This window comes from Pedobacter sp. SG908 (genome assembly GCF_011759615.1).
GTDB lineage: Bacteria > Bacteroidota > Bacteroidia > Sphingobacteriales > Sphingobacteriaceae > Pedobacter > Pedobacter riviphilus.
Genome location: NZ_JAAOYY010000001.1, coordinates 3,381,760 through 3,406,580 on the forward strand (window position 1 = coordinate 3,381,760; position 24,821 = coordinate 3,406,580).

General features: G+C 39.1%; 23 protein-coding genes. 5 read left to right on the top strand and 18 right to left on the bottom strand.

All coding sequences use genetic code 11. The features are described from left to right. Window positions 1-84: 84 nt before the first annotated feature. The 8 genes from FHT21_RS13770 to FHT21_RS13805 are packed head-to-tail and all read right to left on the bottom strand — an operon-like array spanning window position 85 to window position 9,417. Window positions 85-1,374 (bottom strand): DUF4833 domain-containing protein, encoded by a 1,290-nt coding sequence (locus FHT21_RS13770; RefSeq protein ID WP_167295214.1) that lies wholly within the window; start codon window positions 1,372-1,374, stop codon window positions 85-87. A 10-nt stretch (window positions 1,375-1,384) separates the two neighbouring features. Beyond that, the gene (locus tag FHT21_RS13775) at window positions 1,385-3,928 is read right to left on the bottom strand and encodes a DUF5686 and carboxypeptidase-like regulatory domain-containing protein (RefSeq protein WP_167295215.1); all 2,544 of its coding nucleotides are present in this window, start codon (window positions 3,926-3,928) and stop codon (window positions 1,385-1,387) included. Next, window positions 3,929-4,306, bottom strand: coding sequence for a GtrA family protein (locus tag FHT21_RS13780; protein WP_167295216.1), 378 nt, complete (start codon window positions 4,304-4,306; stop codon window positions 3,929-3,931). It lies immediately after the preceding gene. A gap of 2 nt (window positions 4,307-4,308) precedes the next feature. Then, complete coding sequence (locus FHT21_RS13785; protein ID WP_317169952.1) at window positions 4,309-4,764, bottom strand: phosphatidylglycerophosphatase A; 456 nt, start codon at window positions 4,762-4,764, stop codon at window positions 4,309-4,311. Next, entirely contained in the window at window positions 4,764-6,089 is a 1,326-nt protein-coding gene (locus tag FHT21_RS13790; protein ID WP_167295217.1) for an inositol-3-phosphate synthase, read from the bottom strand. Before FHT21_RS13790 ends, FHT21_RS13785 begins: the two co-directional genes overlap by 1 nt. A gap of 18 nt (window positions 6,090-6,107) precedes the next feature. After that, window positions 6,108-7,097: an NAD(P)-dependent oxidoreductase gene (locus tag FHT21_RS13795; RefSeq protein ID WP_167295218.1), complete on the bottom strand. Its 990-nt coding sequence runs from the start codon at window positions 7,095-7,097 to the stop codon at window positions 6,108-6,110. Continuing rightward, a complete protein-coding gene (locus FHT21_RS13800) occupies window positions 7,094-8,215 on the bottom strand; it encodes a hypothetical protein (protein WP_167295219.1) in 1,122 nt (373 codons plus the stop codon). Before FHT21_RS13800 ends, FHT21_RS13795 begins: the two co-directional genes overlap by 4 nt. Next, on the bottom strand, window positions 8,212-9,417 hold the full coding sequence (locus tag FHT21_RS13805) for a pyridoxal phosphate-dependent aminotransferase family protein (protein WP_167295220.1): 1,206 nt from the start codon (window positions 9,415-9,417) through the stop codon (window positions 8,212-8,214). Before FHT21_RS13805 ends, FHT21_RS13800 begins: the two co-directional genes overlap by 4 nt. A 540-nt stretch (window positions 9,418-9,957) precedes the next feature. On the opposite strand from FHT21_RS13805, the gene FHT21_RS13810 reads away from it, so the two are divergent. Further along, window positions 9,958-10,854 carry a helix-turn-helix domain-containing protein gene (locus tag FHT21_RS13810; RefSeq protein ID WP_167295221.1) on the top strand — a complete coding sequence of 299 codons (897 nt, stop codon included), beginning with the start codon at window positions 9,958-9,960 and terminating at the stop codon, window positions 10,852-10,854. A gap of 169 nt (window positions 10,855-11,023) precedes the next feature. Here the strand turns inward: FHT21_RS13810 and FHT21_RS13815 are convergent, their stop codons facing one another. From FHT21_RS13815 to FHT21_RS13830, 4 genes are all read right to left on the bottom strand, one after another. Beyond that, the gene (locus FHT21_RS13815; protein ID WP_167295222.1) at window positions 11,024-12,103 is read right to left on the bottom strand and encodes a phytase; all 1,080 of its coding nucleotides are present in this window, start codon (window positions 12,101-12,103) and stop codon (window positions 11,024-11,026) included. 1 nt (window position 12,104) lies between these two features. Further along, window positions 12,105-13,364, bottom strand: a complete 1,260-nt coding sequence (locus tag FHT21_RS13820) for a right-handed parallel beta-helix repeat-containing protein (RefSeq protein WP_167295223.1) — start codon at window positions 13,362-13,364, stop codon at window positions 12,105-12,107. A 22-nt stretch (window positions 13,365-13,386) separates the two neighbouring features. Continuing rightward, entirely contained in the window at window positions 13,387-16,164 is a 2,778-nt protein-coding gene (locus tag FHT21_RS13825) for a TonB-dependent receptor (RefSeq protein WP_167295224.1), read from the bottom strand. Between the two features lie 261 nt (window positions 16,165-16,425). After that, the gene (locus tag FHT21_RS13830) at window positions 16,426-18,030 is read right to left on the bottom strand and encodes a tetratricopeptide repeat protein (RefSeq protein WP_167295225.1); all 1,605 of its coding nucleotides are present in this window, start codon (window positions 18,028-18,030) and stop codon (window positions 16,426-16,428) included. A 170-nt stretch (window positions 18,031-18,200) separates the two neighbouring features. On the opposite strand from FHT21_RS13830, the gene FHT21_RS13835 reads away from it, so the two are divergent. Both FHT21_RS13835 and FHT21_RS13840 read left to right on the top strand, forming a co-directional pair. Continuing rightward, window positions 18,201-18,596, top strand: coding sequence for a GNAT family N-acetyltransferase (locus FHT21_RS13835; protein WP_167295226.1), 396 nt, complete (start codon window positions 18,201-18,203; stop codon window positions 18,594-18,596). A 9-nt stretch (window positions 18,597-18,605) separates the two neighbouring features. Then, window positions 18,606-19,154, top strand: coding sequence for a dihydrofolate reductase family protein (locus FHT21_RS13840; RefSeq protein ID WP_167295227.1), 549 nt, complete (start codon window positions 18,606-18,608; stop codon window positions 19,152-19,154). A gap of 373 nt (window positions 19,155-19,527) precedes the next feature. Here the strand turns inward: FHT21_RS13840 and FHT21_RS13845 are convergent, their stop codons facing one another. From FHT21_RS13845 to FHT21_RS13870, 6 genes are all read right to left on the bottom strand, one after another. Continuing rightward, window positions 19,528-20,586 carry a nitronate monooxygenase gene (locus tag FHT21_RS13845; protein WP_167295228.1) on the bottom strand — a complete coding sequence of 353 codons (1,059 nt, stop codon included), beginning with the start codon at window positions 20,584-20,586 and terminating at the stop codon, window positions 19,528-19,530. Window position 20,587: 1 nt separating this feature from the next. Further along, window positions 20,588-20,968 carry a nuclear transport factor 2 family protein gene (locus FHT21_RS13850; RefSeq protein ID WP_167295229.1) on the bottom strand — a complete coding sequence of 127 codons (381 nt, stop codon included), beginning with the start codon at window positions 20,966-20,968 and terminating at the stop codon, window positions 20,588-20,590. Window positions 20,969-21,043: 75 nt separating this feature from the next. Continuing rightward, complete coding sequence (locus FHT21_RS13855) at window positions 21,044-21,790, bottom strand: SDR family oxidoreductase (protein ID WP_167295230.1); 747 nt, start codon at window positions 21,788-21,790, stop codon at window positions 21,044-21,046. A 4-nt stretch (window positions 21,791-21,794) separates the two neighbouring features. Further along, on the bottom strand, window positions 21,795-22,013 hold the full coding sequence (locus FHT21_RS13860; protein ID WP_167295231.1) for a 4-oxalocrotonate tautomerase family protein: 219 nt from the start codon (window positions 22,011-22,013) through the stop codon (window positions 21,795-21,797). A gap of 10 nt (window positions 22,014-22,023) precedes the next feature. Next, a complete protein-coding gene (locus FHT21_RS13865) occupies window positions 22,024-22,560 on the bottom strand; it encodes a YceI family protein (RefSeq protein WP_167295232.1) in 537 nt (178 codons plus the stop codon). 93 nt (window positions 22,561-22,653) lie between these two features. Beyond that, complete coding sequence (locus tag FHT21_RS13870; protein WP_167295233.1) at window positions 22,654-23,232, bottom strand: Crp/Fnr family transcriptional regulator; 579 nt, start codon at window positions 23,230-23,232, stop codon at window positions 22,654-22,656. A gap of 434 nt (window positions 23,233-23,666) precedes the next feature. Between FHT21_RS13870 and FHT21_RS13875 the strand changes: the two genes are divergently transcribed. Together FHT21_RS13875 and FHT21_RS13880 are read left to right on the top strand one after the other, a co-directional pair. Then, a complete protein-coding gene (locus tag FHT21_RS13875) occupies window positions 23,667-24,035 on the top strand; it encodes a hypothetical protein (protein WP_167295234.1) in 369 nt (122 codons plus the stop codon). An 88-nt stretch (window positions 24,036-24,123) separates the two neighbouring features. Continuing rightward, the gene (locus FHT21_RS13880) at window positions 24,124-24,819 is read left to right on the top strand and encodes an ATP-binding cassette domain-containing protein (RefSeq protein WP_167295235.1); all 696 of its coding nucleotides are present in this window, start codon (window positions 24,124-24,126) and stop codon (window positions 24,817-24,819) included. The last annotated feature ends 2 nt before the right edge of the window (window positions 24,820-24,821 follow it).

The following is a 24,821-nucleotide window of genomic DNA, read 5'->3' on the forward strand; positions in this document are numbered from 1 at the left end:
ACGATTATTCATAAGTCTTCCTTTTTTCAAAGGCATTCATGAGCACTACGTGGTTCCCAATCAAGTTGGGAATGACGATCTATCTTAAACCTTTATCCTTTCAATTAACACTTTTGAAGGTTCCGCAGCATCAAAACCTTTTATTTCTACATATTTCACATTCGGGAACCAAAAGGTACCGCCCTCAATCCGAAGGAATATCCGTTCCAACTGCATTTTTTTATTGTTGATAGTTGCAAAAACATGATATTTTTTATCTATAGCAGATTTATTCAGGTACATTGGCAGTTTTTTATGAGAGGTAAACCGAAGTTCGAACTGACCATTACCCAGATTTTTGCTAATGATGCCATAAGCAAATTTTCGTTGGATGTAACTCAGTTCTTTCTTTTCACCTTTATCTCCGTAACGCATCCAAAATACGTTTACGGGCTGCTCTTTATTTACTTCGCCATGTTTATCTACATTTAACTGGCATATAATGGTATTGGTATTCGGATCGCGCTGTAAATAAAACAATTGATTGCTGATATCTTTTGGTGTAGGGAAAGTAATCGGAGAAGGATCTGAGCCCTGTGCGCTTGCACTAAAGGAAAATACTCCGGTTAAGCTTCCCATTAATACCAAACCAGCAATTAATGCGGCCTTGTTATTTCCTTTTCTTTCGTTAAATTCTTGTGCTTCCAAGCCTTTTTTGGCTTCCTGTAAACGTTTAACAGCTGTAATATTGGTTAAAACGGCCATTATCGTTATGGGCATGGTAAAAATCGACATCGTTTCGAAAACATGGAAAGAAATGCCCGGCACATATACCTTGTAATCGCCACCGATAAAGTGACCGGCAATGCCACAGGCAATGGCAAAAACGCCAATGGTTACCACCCTTTCTGGCCTTTGCATTAAACCACCTTTACATTCAACCCCTAATCCTTCGGCCCTTGCACGGGTATAACTCACCATCATCGAACCGATGAGTGCAATAAAAGCAAATAGCGAACTTAAAAAGTAATGATGTGCCACAAGGTAATAACAGATACCTAAAAACATAATCATTTCGCTGTAACGGTCGAGTACCGAATCGTACAGGGCTCCAAATTTCGAGCTCATGTTCCCTAAACGCGCTACCTGACCGTCGAGCATATCGAACAGGCCAGCAAAAAGTACCAATGCACCTCCCCAGCCAATGTAAGACATATCTCCACGATTCGATTTTTCGGCACCGAGCACAAAAATTACGGCTACGCCAATATTCAGGATCAAGCCAATGGTGGTCACCGCATTAGGTGTTAAACCAATTTTAATTAATCCCTTTACAAAAGGGTTAATTACTTTATATATGCCCTGTTGCAGGTTATCCCTTAATTTTTTTTCCATAGCTTTTTTCTTAAAAATCAAATTTTACCCTTGCCCTTATCCCCCATTCAGAAACTTCTGGATTATTGAGGTAATTGAAGCGTTTTACCAGATCTACTCTTAACAGTTTAAAGATATTACCTACGCCAACGCTGCCTTCCATGTAGGGTTTATTACCTAATGCATAAGTCCTTTGTGCACCGTTTTCATAAACCGGGAGCTGATATAAGCCTGTTTGAAAATTTGGGTTATTTTCATTCCGTAAACCACCATATAATGCTTTAAATGACACCACTTCCCTTAACTTTAATTTTTTGATCAATGGTACTTTATTAAAAAAGAAGCCGTTAAAATTATGGTCGATATTAATACTCACATAATGATCACTCACAAATTCGAGGAAGTTCATCAGGTTGTACGAATTAAGTTGATAGGCATAGGTTTGGTTGGCACGGTGAATATCCAATAAAGGGAAGGGTACTTTTCCAGCGATATAACCACCTTCAAAGGTTACATCGCTATAGCCAAGCTGTGATAAATAAAAACGTTTATCGATACTTCCCATTAAACTATGATAATTATATTCACCCCCTAAAACACCTTTTAAACCTGCGGTATAACGCAAGTTAAATACCGGATAGCGATCGGCAATGGGTACACGGTATATTTTACCCTGGTAAAATTTTTCGTTTGGTGCGTACCTTAACTGTACGGAAACCTCACTAGTGGTTAGTCTGTTCACCAGTTGGTTATTAGAATTTAAGTAATTTAATCCGCCGGCTGGCGTTTGACTCCATTTTTTAAAACCAAGGTTATATGAAAAGTGGTTCTCGAACTCTTTTACATAATCCAAGCGGTAAAAATCGTTATACAATAACATATCGTTTACCCCACGTTTAAATGATAGCAAGAAATTATCTTCCTGCACAAACTGCAACTCTTGTCCGGGTATTTTGGTATCGCGCTGAAAACTGGCCCTCACGTAGTTTTGGGGAAATTCGTAGATCGATTTGTTATTCAGCGAATAGGTTGCTGAAAGGAAAAACTTCCATTTCTCATCTTTAATCCCATAAGCCAGGTAGTTTTCGAAGTAATAACGTTTACTGAGTTCGGGGGTTGTTCGGCCTCCAAACCGTAACCTTAAACCTTCTACATTGTTAAAGCTATAAAATGTATTTACGGGGCCAATTTCGTAAGGACCGAGATTTTGATAACCAGCAAATAAGAGCGTAACGATTTTCATTGTACGTTTAAAGGATGGCAGGTTTTGCAGGGTATCGATATTACCATAAATTTTCAACTGGTTTGTCGAAATGGTATCTAACCTATTTTTCTCCCAGAACTTATCGTCTTTTTTTGCTGCATCGGCCTGTACAACGGTACTTTTGCCTTGAAAAATAGTGTCTGGCAACGCCGTATCAAACTGGTAATTTTTAAAAGTAACGCTGCGCTCACCTGTAAAGCCAATTCCTTTGGTTTTACCAATACCAAAATCGGCCAGTAAGTTGCTTTTGCTCAAACTGTATTTGCCTTTATCGTTTGCTTCAAAATTTAGATCGATTTTAAGTGCACGTACAAAGTTGAGGTTAATGTTTTTATTTACCCCAAAAGAAGCTCCGGTAACAGCATAATGGTTATCATTCGTTACATAAATCTTCCCCTCAAACAACATATCGTTTGTGTTGCGCGGTGTAAAAGACAACTCAATAATCTGAGGTTTTTGATTTTTTAACGTATCGGTGATAAAAAACTTATAAAAGGCAGGTGCTCCATCGGCAATAGGGCTTAAAAACTCGTTACTGATTACCGAAATATTATTTTTATAGATATCGATATCCTGATACATCCTATCGAAATAAGTTTTCATTCCTTTGTTATCGATGTAACGGCTATCAAACTGGACCTGTTTTTCCCCGATTATAATGGTTTTGTTCTTTTCTGGATTTTTGCTCAGGTAATTATCGGCCAGTTTCTCTTGAATATAAATCGGTAACAGATTTTTTCCGCCAATTAATGTCGAATCCTGTTCCTGAAACAAAAACTGGTAATTCCTGAACATTCTTTTGTTCTTAAACTTATCCGATACATTGCTCAAGGAGAACAACATTTTTTCGTACTGCCTAAAAGAAACGGTATTGTAGCTCTTAATGCGGTTTTCTTCCTTGTGAGCAATTACCTGGCGGATCAACTCTACTGCCGGATTATCTTTATTCCGGTACTTCAACTTTTTCCCACCCACAATAACCACTTCATCCAGCGCTCTTGCATCGGGTACCAAGGCCACATCAAATTCCTGCGTAGCAGAAGGCACAATATTTTTAAAAACGGTTCGGTAGCCCACATAATTGAAACTTATTTCACTTTGTGGATTAGGCGAAACAAGTGTATATTTCCCGTTTACATCGGTTTGCGTGCCTATTTGGGTATCTTTAAAAAAAACGGAAACATTGGGTAATGTTTCTTTGGTCACAGCATCGCGAACGGTTCCCGACACAGTGGTTCTTTGCGCAAAAGCATTTACCTGCAAAATAAAACTGAGCACCACAGATAACAAAAATGAATAAATCGGTTTCATCTAACTTGAAAAAATAAACTGCTTTTGCATGATATAATTGTAGCTTAAGCCCGTTAAAACAGCGCTCAAAACTTTGGCGAGTACGTAATTGAGATTTAAAAAATGGGTGAGGATAAACACTCCTGCTGTTACAATAACCAGGTTACCAGCCCATACCAAAATGTATTTCAATATCTGCCATTTAATGGCTGCAGATTCACTTTCGAAAACCCATTTGCGGTTCACATAAAAGTTAACCGCCCCACCAGCAACCGTCCCCGTAATACTTGCTGCCAGATACCACCAGCCAAAAAGATTTACTGCAACAATGGTTACACCGAAATCTGTTGCCGAGGCCACTAAGGATGATGCCTGTGCTTTTAGATAAGTAAACATCATGGTTAAAATAGTTCTAAAACAACAACCAGTTGCAGTATAAGATTTGCATAAATCCCGGCCAGTACATCATCGGCCATTACACCCCATCCACCTGGCAATACTTCGAGCTTTCGGATGTAAAGGGGTTTGAGGATATCGAAAAACCTAAAAAGAATAAGTCCTATTAAAGTGTACTCCCATTTTAAAGGCACAAATAACAGGGTGATGCACATTCCGGCAACTTCATCAATCACCACCCTGTTATGGTCTTTGCCCCAAATTTCCTCTACCCTATCTGCACTCATCACCCCTATCATCACGATCAACATTGTGAAAAGCACGGGCCATAAATAGGGGTTGGTATAAGGGCTCTGGAAAAGATGCCAGCAGATGCAGGTTGCTATAGCAGCATAAGTACCAGCACCTTTGCCGATATGCCCGATTCCCAGAGCCGTTGAAAGAAATTTGTGGATAAACACTATACCGTTTCTATCAGTTCTTCTTCGTAATCCTGCCCCAAATGGGTGATCAATTCTTCGCCCATGATGTAACGTAAAGTATTCTGAAGTTTCATCAACTGTTTAAAAATGTCATTTTCTGCAGGTACACCTGGAATCGTTTGTGGCGATTTCAGGTAAAATGATAACCATTCCTGAATGCCCGATAGGTTTGCACGTTTAGCCAGATCAATAAACAAAGCAAGATCCAACACAATTGGTGCAGCTAAAATCGAGTCGCGGCAAAGGAAATTGATTTTGATCTGCATTTTGTAACCTAACCATCCGAAAATGTCGATGTTATCCCAGCTTTCTTTGTTATCACCGTGAGGCGGATAATAGTTGATCCTGATTTTGTGGTACATATCGCCATACAGATCAGGATTAACCTCTGGTTTAAAGATATCTTCCAATACGCCCAGTTTTGATACTTCCTTTGTTTTAAAGTTATCAGGATCATCTAATACCAAACCATCACGGTTACCTAAAATATTATCAGAGAACCAACCATTTACGCCTAATGAACGTGCGGCTAAACCTGGAGCCAAAATGGTTTTCATTAAGGTTTGACCAGTTTTAAAATCTTTGCCGGCAATTGGGGTATCGGTTTCTTTAGCCAATTCGATTAAAGCAGGAATATCAACTGTTAAGTTTGGTGCACCATTAGCAAAAGGAATTCCTAATTTTAATGCGGCATAAGCATAGATCATACTTGGCGCAATGCGCGAATCGTTATCTCTTAAACCTTGCTCAAACGCAGCTAACGATTCATGCACTTCTGATGGTTCGAAATAAATTTCGGTAGAACCACACCAAACCAGTACTATACGGTCGCAATTGTTTTCTGCTTTGAAGTTTTTAATATCTTCCATTACGGCTAAAGCCAGTTCGTAACGGTTATCAAGATCTTTTACATATTTACCATCCAGGTTTTTCACATAATTTCTGTCGAAAGCAGCACGCATCGGTTTAATAGCCTGTAATTCTTCGCGTACATCGCGCAAAAGGTTAGCATCTAATACGCGGGCATTCAATGCCGCTTCGTAAACATTATCCTCGTAAACATCCCAGCCGCCGAAAACCAAGTCATCAAGACCAGCCAATGGCACAAAATCTTTAATTTTCGGTTCTCTTTTTTCTGTTCTTTTTCCCAAACGGATGGTACCCATCTGTGTTAACGAACCGATAGGTTTTGATATTCCTTTTTTAATTGCAGCAACTCCGGCAATCATAGTTGTTGCTACAGCGCCTAATCCAGGCATTAATATTCCCAGCTTGCCTTCAGCTGCTTTTACTTGTTGTTTCATTCTATTTTATTTAAAATCTTATAACCAATTGTTTTTACGGTACCAGTTTATCGTTTCAGTAAGGCCTTGTTCCAGCCCAAACTGGGGTACAAAACCAAAGTCGTTCTGAATATTTTTAATATCACAGCCCCAGTTAAGGGCGGTGAGTTCTTTTATCTTATCTACATTTAAGGCTGGAATTTTATTAAACATGCCATACAACCGTTCCATCGACCAAGCAAGCCCCTTAATCATCTGCACAGGTACATTCACGGTCAATGTTTTTTTGTTTAAAGCCTTACGCACATGGGCAGCTAGCGCAGAACGGTTATAAACTGCCCCATCGGATACATTATAACTTTTACCAACTACGTCAGACGCAAGTGATTTTATAATGATATCGGCTAAATCGGTGGCGTATACAAAGCTTAATTCCTGCTCCTGCTTGCCGATATACAGTTCCAGTCCTGCTTTAATTGTTTTAATTAATATGAAAATGTCTTTCTCACGCGGCCCATACACTGCCGTAGGCCTGAATATGATTAAGGGCAGATCCGGGACCTGAGCCAGGTATGTTTCAGCAAGTGCTTTGCTGATCCCATAATTGGTTACCGGATTTGAGGCACCCTTATCGGTGAGTTTTTCATTTTTTTTATTTAAGGGCCCCAATGCGGCCAAACTGCTTATAAATACAAATTTCTTTATTCTATGTGCTGATTTTGAAGCCGCCAAAGCCAGGTTTCGGGTATAAATGGCGTTTACCTGGTTGTAGTCTTCACGCTTTTTTGCCTTGGTTACCGCAGCCGCATGCACAATGTAATCGTATCTTTTTTCTTCTATATTTTCTTTCAATAGGTATATGGAAGAAAGATCAAGGTCAACATAGCTGATCGGAAAATTTTTAAGATGCGCTGCAGTGGCCGATTGACGTACATTGGCATATACTTCAAGATCATTTGCCAGAGCAGATTTAATCAGGTGATAGCCCACAAATCCAGTTGCCCCTGTAATCAACACCCGCTTTTTCATATCGTTTTCTCTAAAATCCTATATTTACGATATAACTTCCCACCAATATCTTCAATAGGTTTATTGATCAGATCGTTATGGTCTAAAGTCCAGCTGGCCTCTGCATATTTCATATTTTTAGCCTTGAAATGTTTGATAATACGGCCATAAAGACAGGCTTCAATACCCATTTTACGGTAACCATCTACTACACCAAGCAATAAAATCCGGATACCGTCGATTTTCTTTTTGTTCAATAAAAGCTTGATCAGACCTGTTGGAAACAATCTTCCGCGCTTAATTTTGATCAAAATCTGGTTGATATCGGGTATAGCCAACGCAAAGCCTACAATCTTGCCATGCTGCTCGGCCAGGATACAAAATTCAGGGTCGAGAATCAATTTGAGGTCGTTTGCCGTATAGTCAAATTCTTTATCCGTCATTGGCACAAAACCAAGGTTTTTATCCCATGCTTTATTGTACACTTCCCTCACCGCATTACATTCTTCCTTGAATTTTTTCATGTTGATTTTACGCAGCACGATATCATTGCGGAGTAACCGTTCTTCTATCCTATCTAGCAGTTTAACCGACCTTTCGCTATAATTACCAGCGGTGTAGCGGTAGGCCCTTAAATCGACATTTTTCTGAAAACCAGTTTGTTCCAAAAGCGACAGATAATATGGTGCATTATAAGGCATCATGGCTACCGGCGGCCCGTCGAATCCTTCAATGAGCAAGCCGCATACCTCATTGGTAGAGAAGTTTACCGGACCTAAAATTTTTGTAAGTCCTCTATCTATTAACCAGTCTTGTGCTGCATTTAAAAGCTGTTGCGCAACTTTCACGTCATTAACGCAATCAAAAAAGCCAAAGAAACCATCATTCCCGCCATAAACCTTATTGTGGTTAGTATTGTTAATTGCAGCAATTCGTCCAACTATTTTACCTTCATCATAAAGCAGAAAAAGCTGGATTTCAGAATGTTCGTAAAAAGGATGTTTACCTGGGGTGAGCAGATCGCGCTGTGCAATAAAAAGTTCGGGAACGTAATTTACATCTCCCGCGTATAATGCATGCGGAAAATCTACAAATGCTGCTAATGCTTTTTTATCAGAAACCTTTACCAGCGTGCTCATGATTGGCTTCCTACTAATTCTACGTTAACGGCCTTAAAAGCGGCGCTTAGTTTAGCGATGGCCGATTCGATCTGATCGAAAGTATGCGTGGCCATTAAAGAAAACCTGATCAAAGACGAATCAGAAGGCACTGCTGGCGAAACTACCGGATTTACAAATACCCCATTTTGTTGAAGGATATTCGTAATCATAAAGGTTTTGATATTATCGCGAATGTAAACGGGAATAATCGGGCTATTGCTATGCCCAATATCGAAACCTGCGTCGAGCAAAAGTTTCTTCGCGTATTCTGTATTGGCCCAAAGTTTATCAATCCGTTCGGGCTCCGATTCGATAATATCTAATGCAGCAATCACACTTGCGACAGCAGATGGTGGCATACTTGCGCTAAACATCAATGAGCGGGCACGGTGCTTGATATATTCGATGGTTTCCGTACTCCCTGCAATAAAACCGCCGAGTGAGGCCAGCGATTTGCTGAAAGTACCCATAATGAGGTCCACATCCTCAGTAAGATTGAAGTGTGATGCCGTTCCCGATCCATTAAACCCAATTACGCCAAGGCTATGTGCATCATCCATCATGATATTGGCGCCAAATTCATTGGCAATCTCTACCATTTCAGGAAGATTAACCAAATCGCCTTCCATGCTGAAAATACCATCAGAAACAATCAGTTTTGCTGCGTCTTCCGGTAACCTGCTTAGTTTCCGGCGCAGATCCTGCATATCGTTATGCGCATATTTAATCGAGCGTGAAAAGGCCAAACGGCTTCCATCAATAATTGAGGCATGATCGTACTCATCCAGCAACAGATAATCGTTACGATCTAATAAACAAGATATTACGCCTAAGTTAACCTGAAAACCAGTGCTAAAAAGCACAGCAGCTTCTTTACCCACATATTCGGCCAAACGATTTTCCAATTCCTGGTGAATATCGAGCGAACCGTTCAAAAATCGCGATCCTGCACAGCCGGTTCCGTATTTTTCGATGGCTGCTTTTGCGGCTTCTTTTATTTTAGGATGATTGGTTAATCCTAAATAGGAATTTGAACCAAACATGAGTACATTTTTTCCGTTTATAACCACCTCGGTATCCTGGCCTGATTCTATCGACCTGAAATAAGGATATAATCCCTTTTCTTTTATCACCGCCGCATCCTTAAAAGAGGCAATTCTATCTTGTAATTTTTTACGCATGCTGTACACTTATATTCTTCAGTTTTTAAAACCCTGTTCTGAAAGTTTGGCCAGTACCAGAATGCTACTTGTGGATATTAAAATCAACGGTATAGATTAAGGCCGCATTAACCAAACGATTTGATAACACAATTTTAACGCGGAATTGAAGCCAAAAAAAGGTTCAAATGTGGGATATATTGGTCAAAAAGTTGGATCGGCAAAATGTGACATTCAGATGAATTGACCAATTGACATTCTGACTTTTATTATAAAATAGTAAAACAACAAAAAAGATACAAAACAGCACAAAAAACAACATAAATTACTGTTTTTAAGTTAATTAAAATTCAATATTTATTAATCAAAAGATTGAATTTTAATCACAAATTAGTCATTTTAAAAAAAATAAATTGCAAAATTGATCCCGAATATTACATTTGTCAGAGCAAAATTCCGGCAGATAAAGGGCGAAAAACTATCCATAAAGGATGGCTGAAATTGTAGTGCAAAAGATAATCGAATCTGTTAAGAAATTATTAAAAAACGCCGAACGATTTTATGCAACAAGAGTTACTCAATAAAACTTTTTCAGAAAAAAACCACGAGGAAGCACTTTCTTTAAATGATGGATTGATGGCAAAAATCCATCACAGTAGTGATCCGCATTATTGCAGTTCGGAACCGTTCCGTATATCGAGTTATGCTTTAATTCTGATTACAAAGGGAAAGATGAACCTTAAGATAAATTTTGTAGAACATGTATTAAATCAAAGAGATATTCTACTCATTTTTCCACATGCTGTTTATGAGATTAAGGATAACAGCGATGTTTCTTTCATCAGCATCCATTTCAACAAAAGCTATTTAAAAACCAAGGGCATATTCTTTAATAGCGGCGAAACTTACAGAATGTTCCAGAACGATCCTACTCATAAATTTTCATTATCAAAAGAGGAATATACATTCATTTACTATGATATGCTTGCCCTGCACAAAAAACTGAACGTATCTAAAGATACCCCGCAGATTAAAAACATTGTGCACAATAGCTTTCTGGAACTGCTGTATGATCTCTTTCTTATCAAAAACAAACAGAAAGACCCATTACCTTTTGTTCACGATAGCAGGACAGAACTTACCAATCGTTTTTTATCGCTGGTATCAGAAAACTTTAAGAAAGAAAAACGTGTAATATATTATGCCAACTGTTTACGCATAACGCCAAGGCATTTATCGCAGGTTGTTAAACAGGTAACCGATAGGACAGCAGGTGAAGTTATTGATGAGATGGTGATCAGGGAAGCTAAACTACTACTAACCAGCCACGTAATGAACATCTCGGAGGTAGCTATGGAACTACACTTCAGTAACTCCTCTTTTTTTGGAAAATATTTCAAAAAGCAAACGGGAATTACCCCATCTGAGTACAAATTATCGAATAACATTGCGGTGTAGGTCAACCTCCTTACACTACTATAATAATTTCTCCGAGGCATCGTCATAAGCAAAAGTAATTAACCACAGATAGAAAGGGTGCACACAGATATGAAAATCCGTGTTTATCTGTGTGCATCTGGTTAAAACACTTAACGCCATTGGTCCCCCGCTTGCAACGGACAGGTCTTTATGGCTGTGCGCTGGTCAATTTTTTACCTGCTATATCTTCCCATCTGTAAAAATGAAAGGTTTTATCATCGCTCATGGCCACTAACAAACCATGTTTAAAATCGTTATTTAAAGGAACTGAAACCACGTCAATACCATCTGTTTGATTGGCTGAATATTTAATCGTGGTTAACAGCGGATGCGTATGGGCAGCATCGGTTTTAGCTACCCGGTCGTACACTTTTAACTGCCTGGCGCCCTGATCGGATACCAGGATATAGCCTTTGTTTCCTGAGGTCTTATAAATGGCGACCCCCTCATTGTCTACAGCAAAATCGCCTTGCCCGAATAATGCCAGTTCTTGATCTCCTTTGGCTGGGTCAGCATAATACTTGCGCACCCCTACCTGCTCATCGCAATAATAAACAAAACCCAGTTCGTTATCAACGGCAATGGCCTCAATTTCTTTTTTACCGCTATACTGGCCGAATTTCCGCACCAAATCTGCTTTAACTTTGCCTTTTCCATCATCTGCCAATAAATATTGCCAAAGATAACTTCCGTTTTTAGCGCCCGTTTTACGACCAACAATGGCATAAATTTTTCCACTTGGATCAGTATACATTGAAATTCCCATCAAATCGCGGTATTCTGCTCCTGTTTCACCTACAAAAACAGGAATTCCACCATTGTCGATTGCTTTCATATCGGGAAGAGAAAATATCCGCAGTTTATGCGTGTAACGTTCTGTTGTTACCGCAATATCTGTCTTTTTTCCGGCCAACCGCAAACCATAAGCAATATCAACATTATCAGGACGCTTTAAGCCTTTTATGGTTTTAGACTTGATGATTTTACCTTTCAGATCGAAAACATACAGGCCACCATTGGTATCTTTATCGGTACCGATTACTAAAGACTGCGCTGGATTGTTCGGGTTTACCCAGATTGCAGGATCGTCGGTATCAAAGTCGACAGGCTCGGACACATATAAGGGTTTTACGGCTGTACTACTTCCGTTTTGTGCGCTTCCATTACAAGAAATGGTCAGGCTTAAAACCGCAAAAGCGGCAATTTTTAATATATTATTATGCTTCATTTTATATTTTAGTTCCGTATGCACCAACAAATGTAGATGGTGCAGGAGAGATATAGGTGATACCATTTTTCATTACAATTCCGGTTTGGTGATGGCGGGTAAAGTTGGTAATACCCTTACCCAAAGCTGGCGAGTTGCCTTGCAAGTGAAAGTCCCACGCGGTATTGAAATCGGCATTGGTAACCGCTGTATTTAAGGGATAATTCACAAATTTAGGATCATTTGCACCAGCAACGTTGCTAATTACATCGTTTTTACCGCCCACAATATCGCCGGTTGGCTGAAACTGATTTACGGTGGTTTGGTCGAAGCCATAATACCAGTTATTGCTATAAGCAGAACGGCTATCTTCTGGCTTTTTTGGATCTCTCTTCACACCAAAACGGGTATTGGCGAAAAGATTATTATACAGATCGGCACGTACCGTACTCTCCAGCCAGATTGATCCGCCTTTGGCCGTTGGTCTTCTCCAACCTGTATTCACCATGGTATTGTTATAAGCAATAATATACGTTTGTGGCGTTTTATCTCCGGTGTTAGATAATTTTAAAGCATTGGTATTGGTGCTATAAACCAAATTATAGGCTATATCTGCCAAACAGCCCGATTTAAAGTTCATGGCTTCTCCCCCGGTTACGCCCGTGGTATAAAACACATTATTAGCGAAAATGATCTTCCCACCTTCAATATAGGTACAATCTTCCTGGAGGTTTCTGAAGATACTATTCTGAACGACTAATTTGCCATTAGCATTGGCAAACCAGAGCGCAGGTAAGTTTTCTCCGGCTTTGGCTTTATAAAGTCCCATTTTTACCGATGTTGAAGCATCTGAAGTAGTAGAGCCTGCATATTCGATGATTACGTGATCAAGCACCAGTTCCGCGCATGTTGGGCCAGCCAAAATACCGCCCCAAAGCTTTCCGAATTTTTTTGATGAGGTTTTATAAAATTCATTTACCGTAAACCTGATGGGATTTTCTGCAGTTCCAAGTGCATACAGATTACCTTTTATAACAATTTCTGGTTTAGCAACCGTATCCATCAGCACCGTTACCCCCTCTTCAATGGTTAGCGTTTTCCCTTCCGGAATTACAATGTCGCCTTTAATTACCTGCGTACTGCCTTTTGCCCAAACCCCAGAAACCTCACCAATTGCCGAACCATCAACAGCTGTAGTATCAACATCTATATTGGCTTTCTCGCACCCTGCCAAGGCGAGCACAACAAGGATTAATAATTTAAAAATCTGATTTGATTTCATGTCTTTGTATCTTTAAATGCTATTAATTAAATTTATACCTAAAGCCAACAAGATAGTTTTGGCCATAATAATCGCTTCTGATCAAGGTTTTTCCGTTTTTAACCAAATCTTCTTTGATGTCGTTATTTGCTGGATTTGTACCTTTTATAAATAGTTTTGTCGGTGTATTTAAAATGTTATTGGCTTTTACAAAAACACTTATTCCACCTTTAAAACGCTTCTCTGCAGACGCATCTACCTGTACAAATCCTTCCTGCCAAAAATCGTTATTTAAGAATTGAGAAACCGTGTTAATGCGTGGTCCTGTATAGGCACCTGCAATCTGTGCATCCCAGCCTTTTTTAGTGTCTTTAAACAGTATTGACAGGTTGGCGATATGCGCAGACTGACCATAAAGCGGACGTTCCTGGTTTACATTTGCAGGCTCCGTATCTCCGGTGGTGCTATTGATCACCCTAGTGGTTTTAGTGGTGTTAATGCGCGAATGAGTGTAGGTATAATTGGCTTTTATGCCTATTTTGTTAAAATATTTGATGTAATCTATCTCTGCGCCATAATTATTGGCCGTACCAAAGTTCCCTGGACTATAATAAATATCTTGGCCGCGAACGGCATCAGCCTGAAAAGTATATTCAATTGGATTTTTTATCCTTTTATAGAAAGCACCAATCAATAATTGCTCAGAAGCACCAGGAAAAAGCTCATACCTTAAATCGAAGTTATCGGCCAGTGCGCGCTGCAGGTTAGGATTGCCACGTTCCTGGAATTCTTCATTTACAACTTTTCCGGGTACAATTTCATAAAAACCTGGGCGGTTAAGGGCTTTGTAGTAAGAAGCATGTAACTGCGCTTTTTCTGTTAAAAAATATTTTGCAGTTAAACTCGGTAATACATCGGTATAAATCTGATTTCCTTTTGGAAAAGATTCTCCTGCCGCGAAAAGAAGATTATAACCCTGATTGGTATGCTCTACTCTTAGCCCTCCTATCACTTCTAATTTAGCCGAATTATATTTAAACATTCCATATCCAGAAGTAGTTTGCTCTGTTGCATCGTAGGTAAGCGAATTGGCTACCGCACCTGTCGGATTGCTTACCACCAAATTCAGGTCGGTGTAATTTTGGAAATTTACACCATAAATATCATTTGCATGATCTGCTCCCTGAGCGAGGTTATAATTATTAAAGAAACTACTCCTTTTTTTATCGCGATATAAACCTCCGGCCATAATATCCAGTTTGTGTTCGCCAGCTAAAACCTGGTAAGTCAGATCCAGGTAGCCAGCTAAGTCCTCATCAGTATTACGTTCCCATCTACGGGTAACCGGATTGGTATTAACCAAACTGGTACGTTTGCTTTGAAAATTCTGCTGTATTCCGTTTAAACTGATGCTGGTATTTTCGGGTACATCGTTTTTGGCCGAAGAATAAACAGCCGACCATTGTACTTTAAATTTATCATTAAAAAATTTATGATCACCATGAAGCGTAGTATTGTAAATCTGCTGCTCGGTTAAGCGGCTACGGGTATCGTAAACCAACTCGGCATTCCCGGCAGTTGGATTATAAACCCCATTATAAGTAGTGGTTACAGCATCTCTTACCTGCTGATTTTTTAGATTAACATACACATTATACAAGCTGATCTGGTGATCTTTGTTAAAAACATAATCAATTTTTCCATGTAAACCTGTTCGTTGTTGCTGTTCAGAATATTCACGGTAACTTTTGCTGGTAATTTTGGCATAAGAATCTGTGCCTACTACCGAATTATTATAAAAAGTACTGTTGCTGCCACGATAGGTATTCTGATGACTGCCTGCCAGCACCACCCCTAATTTATTATCCAAAAAGCGTTTACTTAAGGATAAACTACCGATTAAATTAGGTGCAGGATTTTTATATTTATAATCGAGTGTTCCCTTGCTAAAATCGCTTTGAGTGGCATTGTAGTTTTTCCCATTTATTTCGTAAGGCGATTTATAATTAATACCTGAAGCATTGTAACTGGTAAACTTACGATCGAAAAACAACTGGCTATAACCTGTAGAAACATTGGCATTTACCTGCAATAAGCCTGGCGCATTTTTCATCACCATATTAATGGCACCGCCAATGGCATCGCCCTCTAAATTTGGCGTAAGTGTTTTGTACACCTCTAAACGGTCGAGTAAATCAGAAGGAAAAAGATCAAGCGGAACATAACGGTATTTATTATCCGGGCTTGGGATTTTCACGCCATTTACCAAAGTATAATTGTAGCGTTTATCCATTCCTCTTAATATGGCGTATTGCCCATCGCCGTTGCTATTGCGCTCTATAGATACACCAGAAATACGTTGCATCACATTGGCCACCGTTAAATCCGGTGAAATCTCAATCGATCTTCCTGATACGATATTCATCAGCTGTGGGGCATTTTTTTCCAGGCGCCTTGCACCCTGATCAGTGGAACTAACTGCATTCGATTTTATGGTAATGTCATCAAGGCTTTTCGAATCGCTCTCCATGTAGAACTTTAAGTGATCGTTATCTTCTTTCAGTATCACTAAGGTTTTCTCAATGGTTTTGTAAGTAATGTAGCTTACACTAATTTTGGCAGCACCTACTTTTACATCCTTAAATTCGAAAGTACCATCTAATCCGGTATTGGTTGTGCGCCTTGGGTTTTCTAAAACCACTGTTGCACCTACAATGGCCTCTCCAGTTTGCTTATCGTAAACGTGACCTTTCAGTTTTGTGGCATTAGCTGTGCCTGCACAAAAAAGAAGTAATAACAGAATTTGTAATAGTTTATTCATTGTGTTTGGTAATGTCTTTTTATTATCGACGGGGCAAAGGTGTATACACCATTTTACACAAAGAAATTATTGAGGTTACATAAAGGCAACAGCGTTACAACAAGCATATATCAAAAGGCAACACAAAATCACAACACAATGATTATCAACAATTTAAATCAACACAAAAACGCCGTTATGCTTTTATTACCGTTACATTAACAAATTGTTAAACCCTGAAAACCAGAAAAAACAGGTCGCATATTACAGCTGATGTAACGGTTATAGCGCTTGGATAAATGCCGACAAATTATCACCTTGTACCAGATTTAGCTTTTTCCTTAGCCTATATCTCGATACCCTTAAGCTATCGGTAGATATGCCGAGCAAGGTTGCAATATCGCCAGAATCGAGATTCATTTTTAACAGTGCAATCAAGCGCATATCGGCTGAAGTAAGCTCATTGCTATATTTTTTTAGGCTTTCGAGAAACTGATGGTGAACCTGTTCGAAAGCCACCGTAAATTCTTTCCAGTTGCGTTCGTGGTTAAAGCTCTGATTAATCTCCGTGAGGATCTGGTTCATCTGTTTTTTCTGATCGCGTTTATCCTCCTTTACCATCGCTTGTAAGGTGCTCCTAAGATTTTCAAGGAATTGGTTGTGCTTAATCAGATTTAAGGTATGGGTAGACAGTTCCCTGCTTTTAACCTCCAACAACTGTTTCAGATTTTGCTCTTCGAGCTGAAGATTTTTGAGCGCCAAACTGGTCATATCATATTCTATCGCCTTCTGCCGTGCCAGCATCTGCTGATCTCTTAGCTTTAAACGTTGTCTGCTAAAAATAACAAATCCCAAAACAATCAATAATATCACTACAATTGTGGCAGAAAAAGCAATGATCCTGTTCACCTTCCGGTCGTTTTTCAGTTTATTAATTTCATCCGATTTTTTATTGATATCGTAAAGCACCTGCAAAAAGGCTACCTGCCGGGCACCGTCTTCCGAATACAGATCGATCGTGTATTTATAGCCAAGTTTTACATAGTGGTAGGCGCTGTCCATATTGTGCAACAGTTCGTATGCCTTGCCCAAATCTCTGCAGCAGGAGCTTAACTGATAAATATTACCCATCTTTTCGGCCAGTTTCAATGCAGTTTCGGTTTGCACAATACTTTCCTTATACCGGCCTGTTTTACGGAGAACATCGCCCAAATTATTAATTACCTCGATACTACCCAGATCATTATGATCTTCCTGATATAAATTTAACGACTGTTTAAAATGCACATAAGCAGAATCGTAACGCTCCAGATCTTCATATATACTACCCAGATTTTCGTGTATTTTTGCCGCACCACTTTTATTGCTAACCCTTTCGTTTATTTTTAAAGCCAGTTTTTGATAGTAAAATGCGCTGTCGTAAAGTTGCCTTTTTTCGTATAACTGCCCAATATTGCCCAAAACAGTTGCCTGTCCGGTTAAGTTATTCGATCTTTTATAAATACTAATGGCTTTGCTATAGCTATGCATAGCCTTGTCTTTCTGCTTCATATAATAGTAGAGCACGCCTGCATCGTTAAGGTTAGTGGCTAATAAAAGCGATTGATTGGCATTATTGAATATTTTATCGGCTTTTAAAAAGAATTCTAACGATTGACTAAAATGTCCTTGTGTATAACAAACCTTTCCCATTTGCTGCAAACATTTGCCTTCTAAAAGTTCATCATTGTCATCGATGGATTTTGCGTATATTTTTTTTAATTGAGCCAGGGCTGCAGTTGGATCTTTTTGATTCAGGGCAATAATCGATTCGAATTTTTCTTCCTGAGCAATCGCGTTCGATATGAAAAGTAGAAAAAGTATAAGAACACTAAAGGGTTTGGTCATGTTAAAAGCATCTATATCAGGCAATGCTGAACAAAGAAAAAGCGTGTATGTTAACTTAAGGTTAAGTTGAAAAATTAACTGAGGAGATGCATGTCGAATCTAATTTCAAAACCGATTTTATATTTGCCCATTAAGTGATATTTTATAATTTAGTAGTAAAACCTATTGATATGAATATTACCTATGAGATAGGTGTTATCCCTACACCAGAAGCAGTAATTGAACTATTTGTCCAGGCCGGACTTAAAAGGCCAACTGAACCCGAAAGAATAGCACTAATGTTAAAAAATGCTGACCTATTGGTTACCGCATGGCAAAAGGATAAACTTGTAGGCATTTGCAGAACCATTACCGATTGGGTTTGGTGTGCTTACCTGGCAGATCTGGCTGTATTTACAGGCTTTAAAAGCGCTGGTATAGGTAAAGAAATGATTGCTATTACACGTCAAAAACTTGGCGATCAATGTATGCTTCTTCTTTTATCAGTACCTACTGCTTTTGATTATTACCCTAAAGTGGGTTTTAACAAAGAAGATCGCGCCTTTAGCATCGAACGGATAAAGTAATTTCGAAATATGAAAAAGATTATTCTAAACCTTGCTGTTACATTGGATGGCTACATTGAAGGACCTAATGGAGAAATTGATTGGTGCATTATGGATGGCGATGCTAATTTTAACGATTTTTTAGATGGCATAGATTCTATTTTTTATGGGCGTATCAGCTATGATCTCTGGGGAAATTACCAGCCTGGAGAAGAAGAGGATGAATTGATGAAATCAATCTCTGAAAACATTAACAGCAAGAAAAAATATGTTTTTTCGCAGACCAAAACCAGCGATGATACAGGTGCTGTTTTTATCCAAGAGAATATTGTAGAAAAAGTAAACGAAATTAAAAATCTTCCCGGAAAAGATATCTGGCTATACGGTGGTGCGAAACTAATATCTACCTTTTTAAATGCCGGTCTGGTTGATGAGTTGCAGCTAGCTGTACATCCCGTAATATTGGGTGAAGGAAAATTACTGTTCAGCGAAATTACCAATCGGGTTTGGCTGACATTAAAAGAAACAAAAAGTGCTCCATCAGGTGTTGTACAGCTGATATATGAGGTGATTAGATAAGTTTGGAGTTGAGGGTTTGGAGCTCGGAGTTGCCAACAACAGTTTACAGTTGCCAGTTATCAATCTTCAGTTAACCAGTAGAACAGTCTAGCGTCTGAAATTTTTAATCTGAAGGCTTCGTCATTTCGACCGTAGTGTTCCAAAGGAACTCCTTCGGAGGAGAAATCTTTTTCGGTTCATTAATTTGCTTCATAGATCTCTCTCCCGAAAGTTCGGGATTACACTCCATCCTATAGCTATCGGATCGAGATGACGACTCATATTGGAATCTGTCATTAGCATCGCACTCAAGAGTCAATATTAGTGGAGGGTAAGCGTTCAATTAACCGATTAATCAACCGGACTATTGACAAATGAACTAATGACCAGTGAACTAATGCATCTCCCTAATTAACGCTTCCATTAATTCTTTTGCAGAAGTATATTTTAAGTTTACCGCGTTTTGTCCCGACCAGAAATTGTACATATCTGTTTTGCCCTGTTCAATGGCAGCGACTCTTAACGGCCCCATTAATCGGGTTTGCAGTGGAAAGGGCAATACCTCTGTTTCATAACGAATAGCATTAGATATCTTGTTAGCAATCATCCGTCCCATTCTCCCTGTTAATGATTTAGAAAGTACCGTATTTTTTGATTCTTCGGAGAAAAGTTTTGCCTTGTGCATCGGCGTCGCATTAGATTCGTCGGTTACTAAAAAGGCGGTACCCATCTGGACTGCATCTGCACCAAGCGTTAATGCTGCCCTTATACCTTTCGCATCGGCAATACCACCAGCGGCAATTATGGGTGTTTTTGTTTTCGCTTTTACCTGTTGGATCAATGCGAAAGTTCCTGTTAACGATTCATCTGCTGGTTTGAGGAATGAAGGACGATGTCCGCCCGCTTCAAATCCTGTTGCTACAATGGCATCAACCCGGGCTTCTTCGAGTGCTAAAGCTTCGTCTAATGTGGTTGCTGCACCCACTGTTTTAATGCCTAACTTTCGTGCTTCGTTTAATATTTCTTTTGAGGGTATGCCGAATATAAAACTAAATACTGCAGGTTTCAGCTCAAAAACGGTTTCAACCTGTTTCAAAAATTTTGAAGGAATATTAGCATCAAGATCGGGTAATGGGATGCTCAACTCGTCAAAAAAAGGTTTGAATAATTGTTTAATCTCCTCTATTTTTTCTGATGGATAATTAAGCAAACGCTCATCTACATCATTTACCCATAGGTTGATGTTATAAGGTTTATCTGTTTTTGTTCTAACAATTTTATCGGTTTCGATAATTTCTTCAGGACTTAAGGTATAAGCGCCGATGCTACCCAAACCACCAGCGTTTGATACGGCTGCTAAAAGCTCAGGTGTTGAAAATCCACCACCCATTGGACCTAATAAAATCGGGTATTCGATTTTTAAAAGTTCGGTTATTTTAGTTCTGTTCCACATCTTAATAAATTTTTACGTTGGTTAAAAGTTTATTCACAATTACCCACCCGCTATCGGTTAGACTTAACGATAAAAGGTCGTAATAATTAAAATCAAAAATAGGCAGATGAACTTTGGCAATTGCAATAGAATTGATAATTTCTATCGACAATATTTCCATGCGGAATGTTTCATTGAGCTCCTGCGGACTTTTGCGGCTGCCTACTCCAGTCAAGTATTCATCAAGTGTTTTAAAATATGGAATGCCATTTACATCACCAGCCAATATAGACTGTGGGTGAAATATTTTTCTGAGCAATGCTGTATCTCCATTAAAAACTCCCTTAAAATAAGATGACAGTACTTCTGCTATTGCATTTGCGTTTTCGGTGTAATTGTTCATGGTTTTAATTTTTAAGGTATGCCAGGGGTTAATCATTTCCCTTTGCATACCTGGTTCTTGCTTTAATTTTTATCCTTAGCCAATGTGATGGCCTGCTACATGACCTCCATCTAAATTGATGATTTCGCCTGTTACAAAATTACTTTCTGCCAGGTACAGGGCCAGTTGAGCAACATCTTCTGTTTCGCCAATACGGTTTAATAAATGTAAACCCGCAAACGCATCCGCATCACTAATGCCATTTTTGGCCTGTAACGGACTTCTAATAATCCCTGGTGCGATGCCATTTACCCGGATGTTGTTTTTGCCGAACTCAGCAGCCAATTGTTTGGTTAAAGCATGGATGCCTCCTTTACTCGAAATGGGTGCTGTTGCAGGAAAACCCCCAATGGCATGATCTACCAATACAGTTCCGATGTTAATAATAGCACCACCCTCTTGTTTCAACATCTGCATGATGGCTGCCTGAGTGGTGAAAAATGTGCCTTTTAAATTGATCTTTAAAAATTTGTCCAGGTGCGCTTCATCTACCTCTAAAAACGGCTTTGGTTCAAAAATACCAGCATTATTTACAAGCACATCTACAGCACCAAAGCGCGCTATGGCAGTTTCTACCAATAGTTTACCTGTGTTTATGTTGCTGATATCGCCAGCTACCATCGCCAATTGATGGTGTAATCCTAATTCATTGAAAGCAGTGATTAAATTGTTCTCATTTGCAGCGTTGATCACCACATTGTGACCTTGTTTTAAAAATAAAGCTGCAATGGCACGACCAATACCTGTTGATGCGCCTGTTATAATGACAGTTAGTGTTTTCATGTTTTTAATGATTATTTGCTGTTATCCCTTTTTCGCGTAATACCGATACCTGTTCGCCTGCATAGCCCCAATCATCCAATTCGATCTCTTGAATTACTACATGGGTAAGCTTTGGATCTTTATCCAATACTTCGGTAATCAGTTTGGTTATTCCACTAATTAAAGTCTGTTTTTGTTCGCGTGTAATACCTTCGCGGGTTACTTCTATTTTTACGTATGGCATGGCTGTTCGATTAAATAGTTAATGATGCGGTTAATTTTACATCGAGCTCAAATTCATTGTAGATCAGGTTATCGCCAAGATTGGTGAAAAAGTTACCCGATCTGAATTTCATGTTGTACTTGGTACGGTCGATAAAAATTTTACCAGAAGCTGTTAAAGTATTGCCATTAACCACAACATCTGCCGCAAAAATTACCGCATGTGTAATGCCTTTAATGGTTAAATCGCCAGTAATTACTGTATTATCTTCATTGGTTTGATCTACTGCTGTAATAACAAATGTGGCCTCTGGGAATTTATCGGTGGCAAAAAAATCTTCAGAGAATAAATGTCCGGCGAATTGTGCATTGGTTGCAGGGTCAGTAACATCCAAAATTACAATAGAGGTGGTATCGATAATAAAGTTCCCATTGCTGGGTTTACCATCGTTTAAACCTAGTGAACCTGATTTAATCGTTATGGTTCCATTATGTGCTCCGGTAACTTTTTTACCAGTCCAGTTGATGTTGCTTTGAGCGCTTACAATTTCAAATTTTGTAGTTTCCATTTCTTTGTTTTATCAATCGTTAGTGATTTGACAACACAAAGTAAAGGAGGAAATTTACGGGACTTAGGTGATGTACATCACATTCTGCAAGCGCTATTTTTGAGCGTTGTAAAGTCTGCTCAGGGTTTCTCTCGAAACACCCAAATAGGCAGCAATTAAATGTTTGGGTACAAGATTATATAATTGGGGGTACATGGCCAAAAGTTCTTCATAACGGGCTTTGGTATCATTATTCATAAAAGATAACAGCCTTTTTTGTGAAGCCAGATAACCTCTGTTTGTTCTCCACCGGAAAAAATGTTCAGCCTGATGGATTTCCCTGCAGATCTTTTCACGGTCATCGTTAGAAAGGCATAATACTTCTGCATCGCTAATGCAATCCACGCTTATGGTTGCACGGGTATGGTTGTATAGGGCGCCGTAATCTGAAGTCCACCAGGTAGGCATCGCAAACTGCAGGATATACATTTTGATTTCATCGTTGATAAAAAAAGCTTTTAAACAACCAGAAATCACAAAATATTCGTGATCTACCTTATCTCCCTCGCTAATGATGGCCTGCCCTTTTTTAAAAGACTGTAGCTTGAAATGGGAAAATAAATAATCGAACTCTTTGTCGGTTAAAGTAGCGGTTTTTAAAATATGTGCTTTTAGTGTTTCTTTAGGATCCATAGCTTGAAATAAAGGTAAGAATTATTGGGGTTAGTCGGAAGTCTGGGAGTCAGGAGTCCGAAGTCTGGAGTCGATTAAACGATTAATATATACACTGATTCCCCAATCGAAATGTCACCCTGAGGCTTAATTTACTGCATAAAAAATCAAGATACCTGACATTTAATTATTGGTCTTGTACAATATGCTATTCCCCTCTTTCAGAGGAGGTCCGTAGGACGGGGATACGGTGCTACGGCCTAGTTGGGCGGAAACACAAAATCAACATAAAGCACTCATATTTAAAATAATTATAAAACATCAATAATAGTAGAGTCGAAGGACAAATCATATTTAGTCCGCAGTTGATGAAACGATGTAAAATTAACCGATTCTGCAATTAACCAGATAACACAATACTTGATTTATAATTTTTTAAATGTAACTTTGTTGCATTGAAACATTCAGTGTATACATATCGCAAAGAAATTTTTGCCCGTATATGGGCGGTATTGCTATTGGCGGTATTTCTTAATGCAACACTGATAGAAAGCCTTCACCATCATGGTGCCGAAAAAACTGGTTACAGCAAGCAAAGCTACAGTGAGGCTCACCTGCTTAAACAATTGAGTTCGGCAAAGTTAAAATGTAAATGGTGCGAGGTATTGAAACACCGATCGCACTTTTTCGATTCTCCTGCTCCTATTGCATTTGCTTTATCCGTAGTTAAACCGACAATTAAAGCTTGCGTTTACCTCATGAGGTATCCTGTTGCTTACATCTTATGCTGTGCCAATAAAGGTCCACCAAGCCTAAAGGCTTAATCTTCATACAAGAAGTTTTTCTTTTCATAACCTTCAATTTTACTCTGTTTAACGCACATGCCTGTTTGGTATGCGCCAATATTTTATTATGCTTCAAGCCATTTCATTATCCAAAAATTATCAATCTTATCAGGCCTTAAATCAGCTTAATTTAACTGTTAACCCTGGCGAAGTATTTTGCCTGCTGGGCCAAAACGGTGCCGGAAAAACCACTACCATTAATTTATTCCTGGGTTTTATTGAGCCAAGTAGCGGAAAAATCTTAATCGACAAGGAAGAAATCTCTGCTCACGATGACGAACGGCGGAAACATCTGGCCTACATTCCTGAAGTGGTTATGCTTTACAGCAATCTTTCTGCCATCGAAAACCTCGATTACTTTTCTAAACTAGCAGGGTTTAACTATGATACTTCAAGCTTGATCGGTTTTTTAAAGCAATGTGGTTTACAGGAAGCTGCCCACCACAAATATTTATCGGGCTTTAGTAAAGGCATGCGCCAAAAAGTGGGGATTGCTATTGCGTTAGCCAAAAATGCAAAGATTATTTTAATGGACGAGCCGACCAGTGGCTTAGATCCAAAAGCTACAGCAGAGTTTACCCAGCTGATTAAACAATTGGCTGCCGAGGGGAAATCGATATTAATGGCTACGCACGATATTTTTAATGCGGTAAATGTAGGTTCGCACATCGGCATTATGAAACAAGGCGAATTAATCCATACACTTAAAGCCAGCGATATTACTGCGGCCGATCTTCAGGAATTATACTTACAAACCATCTAAAA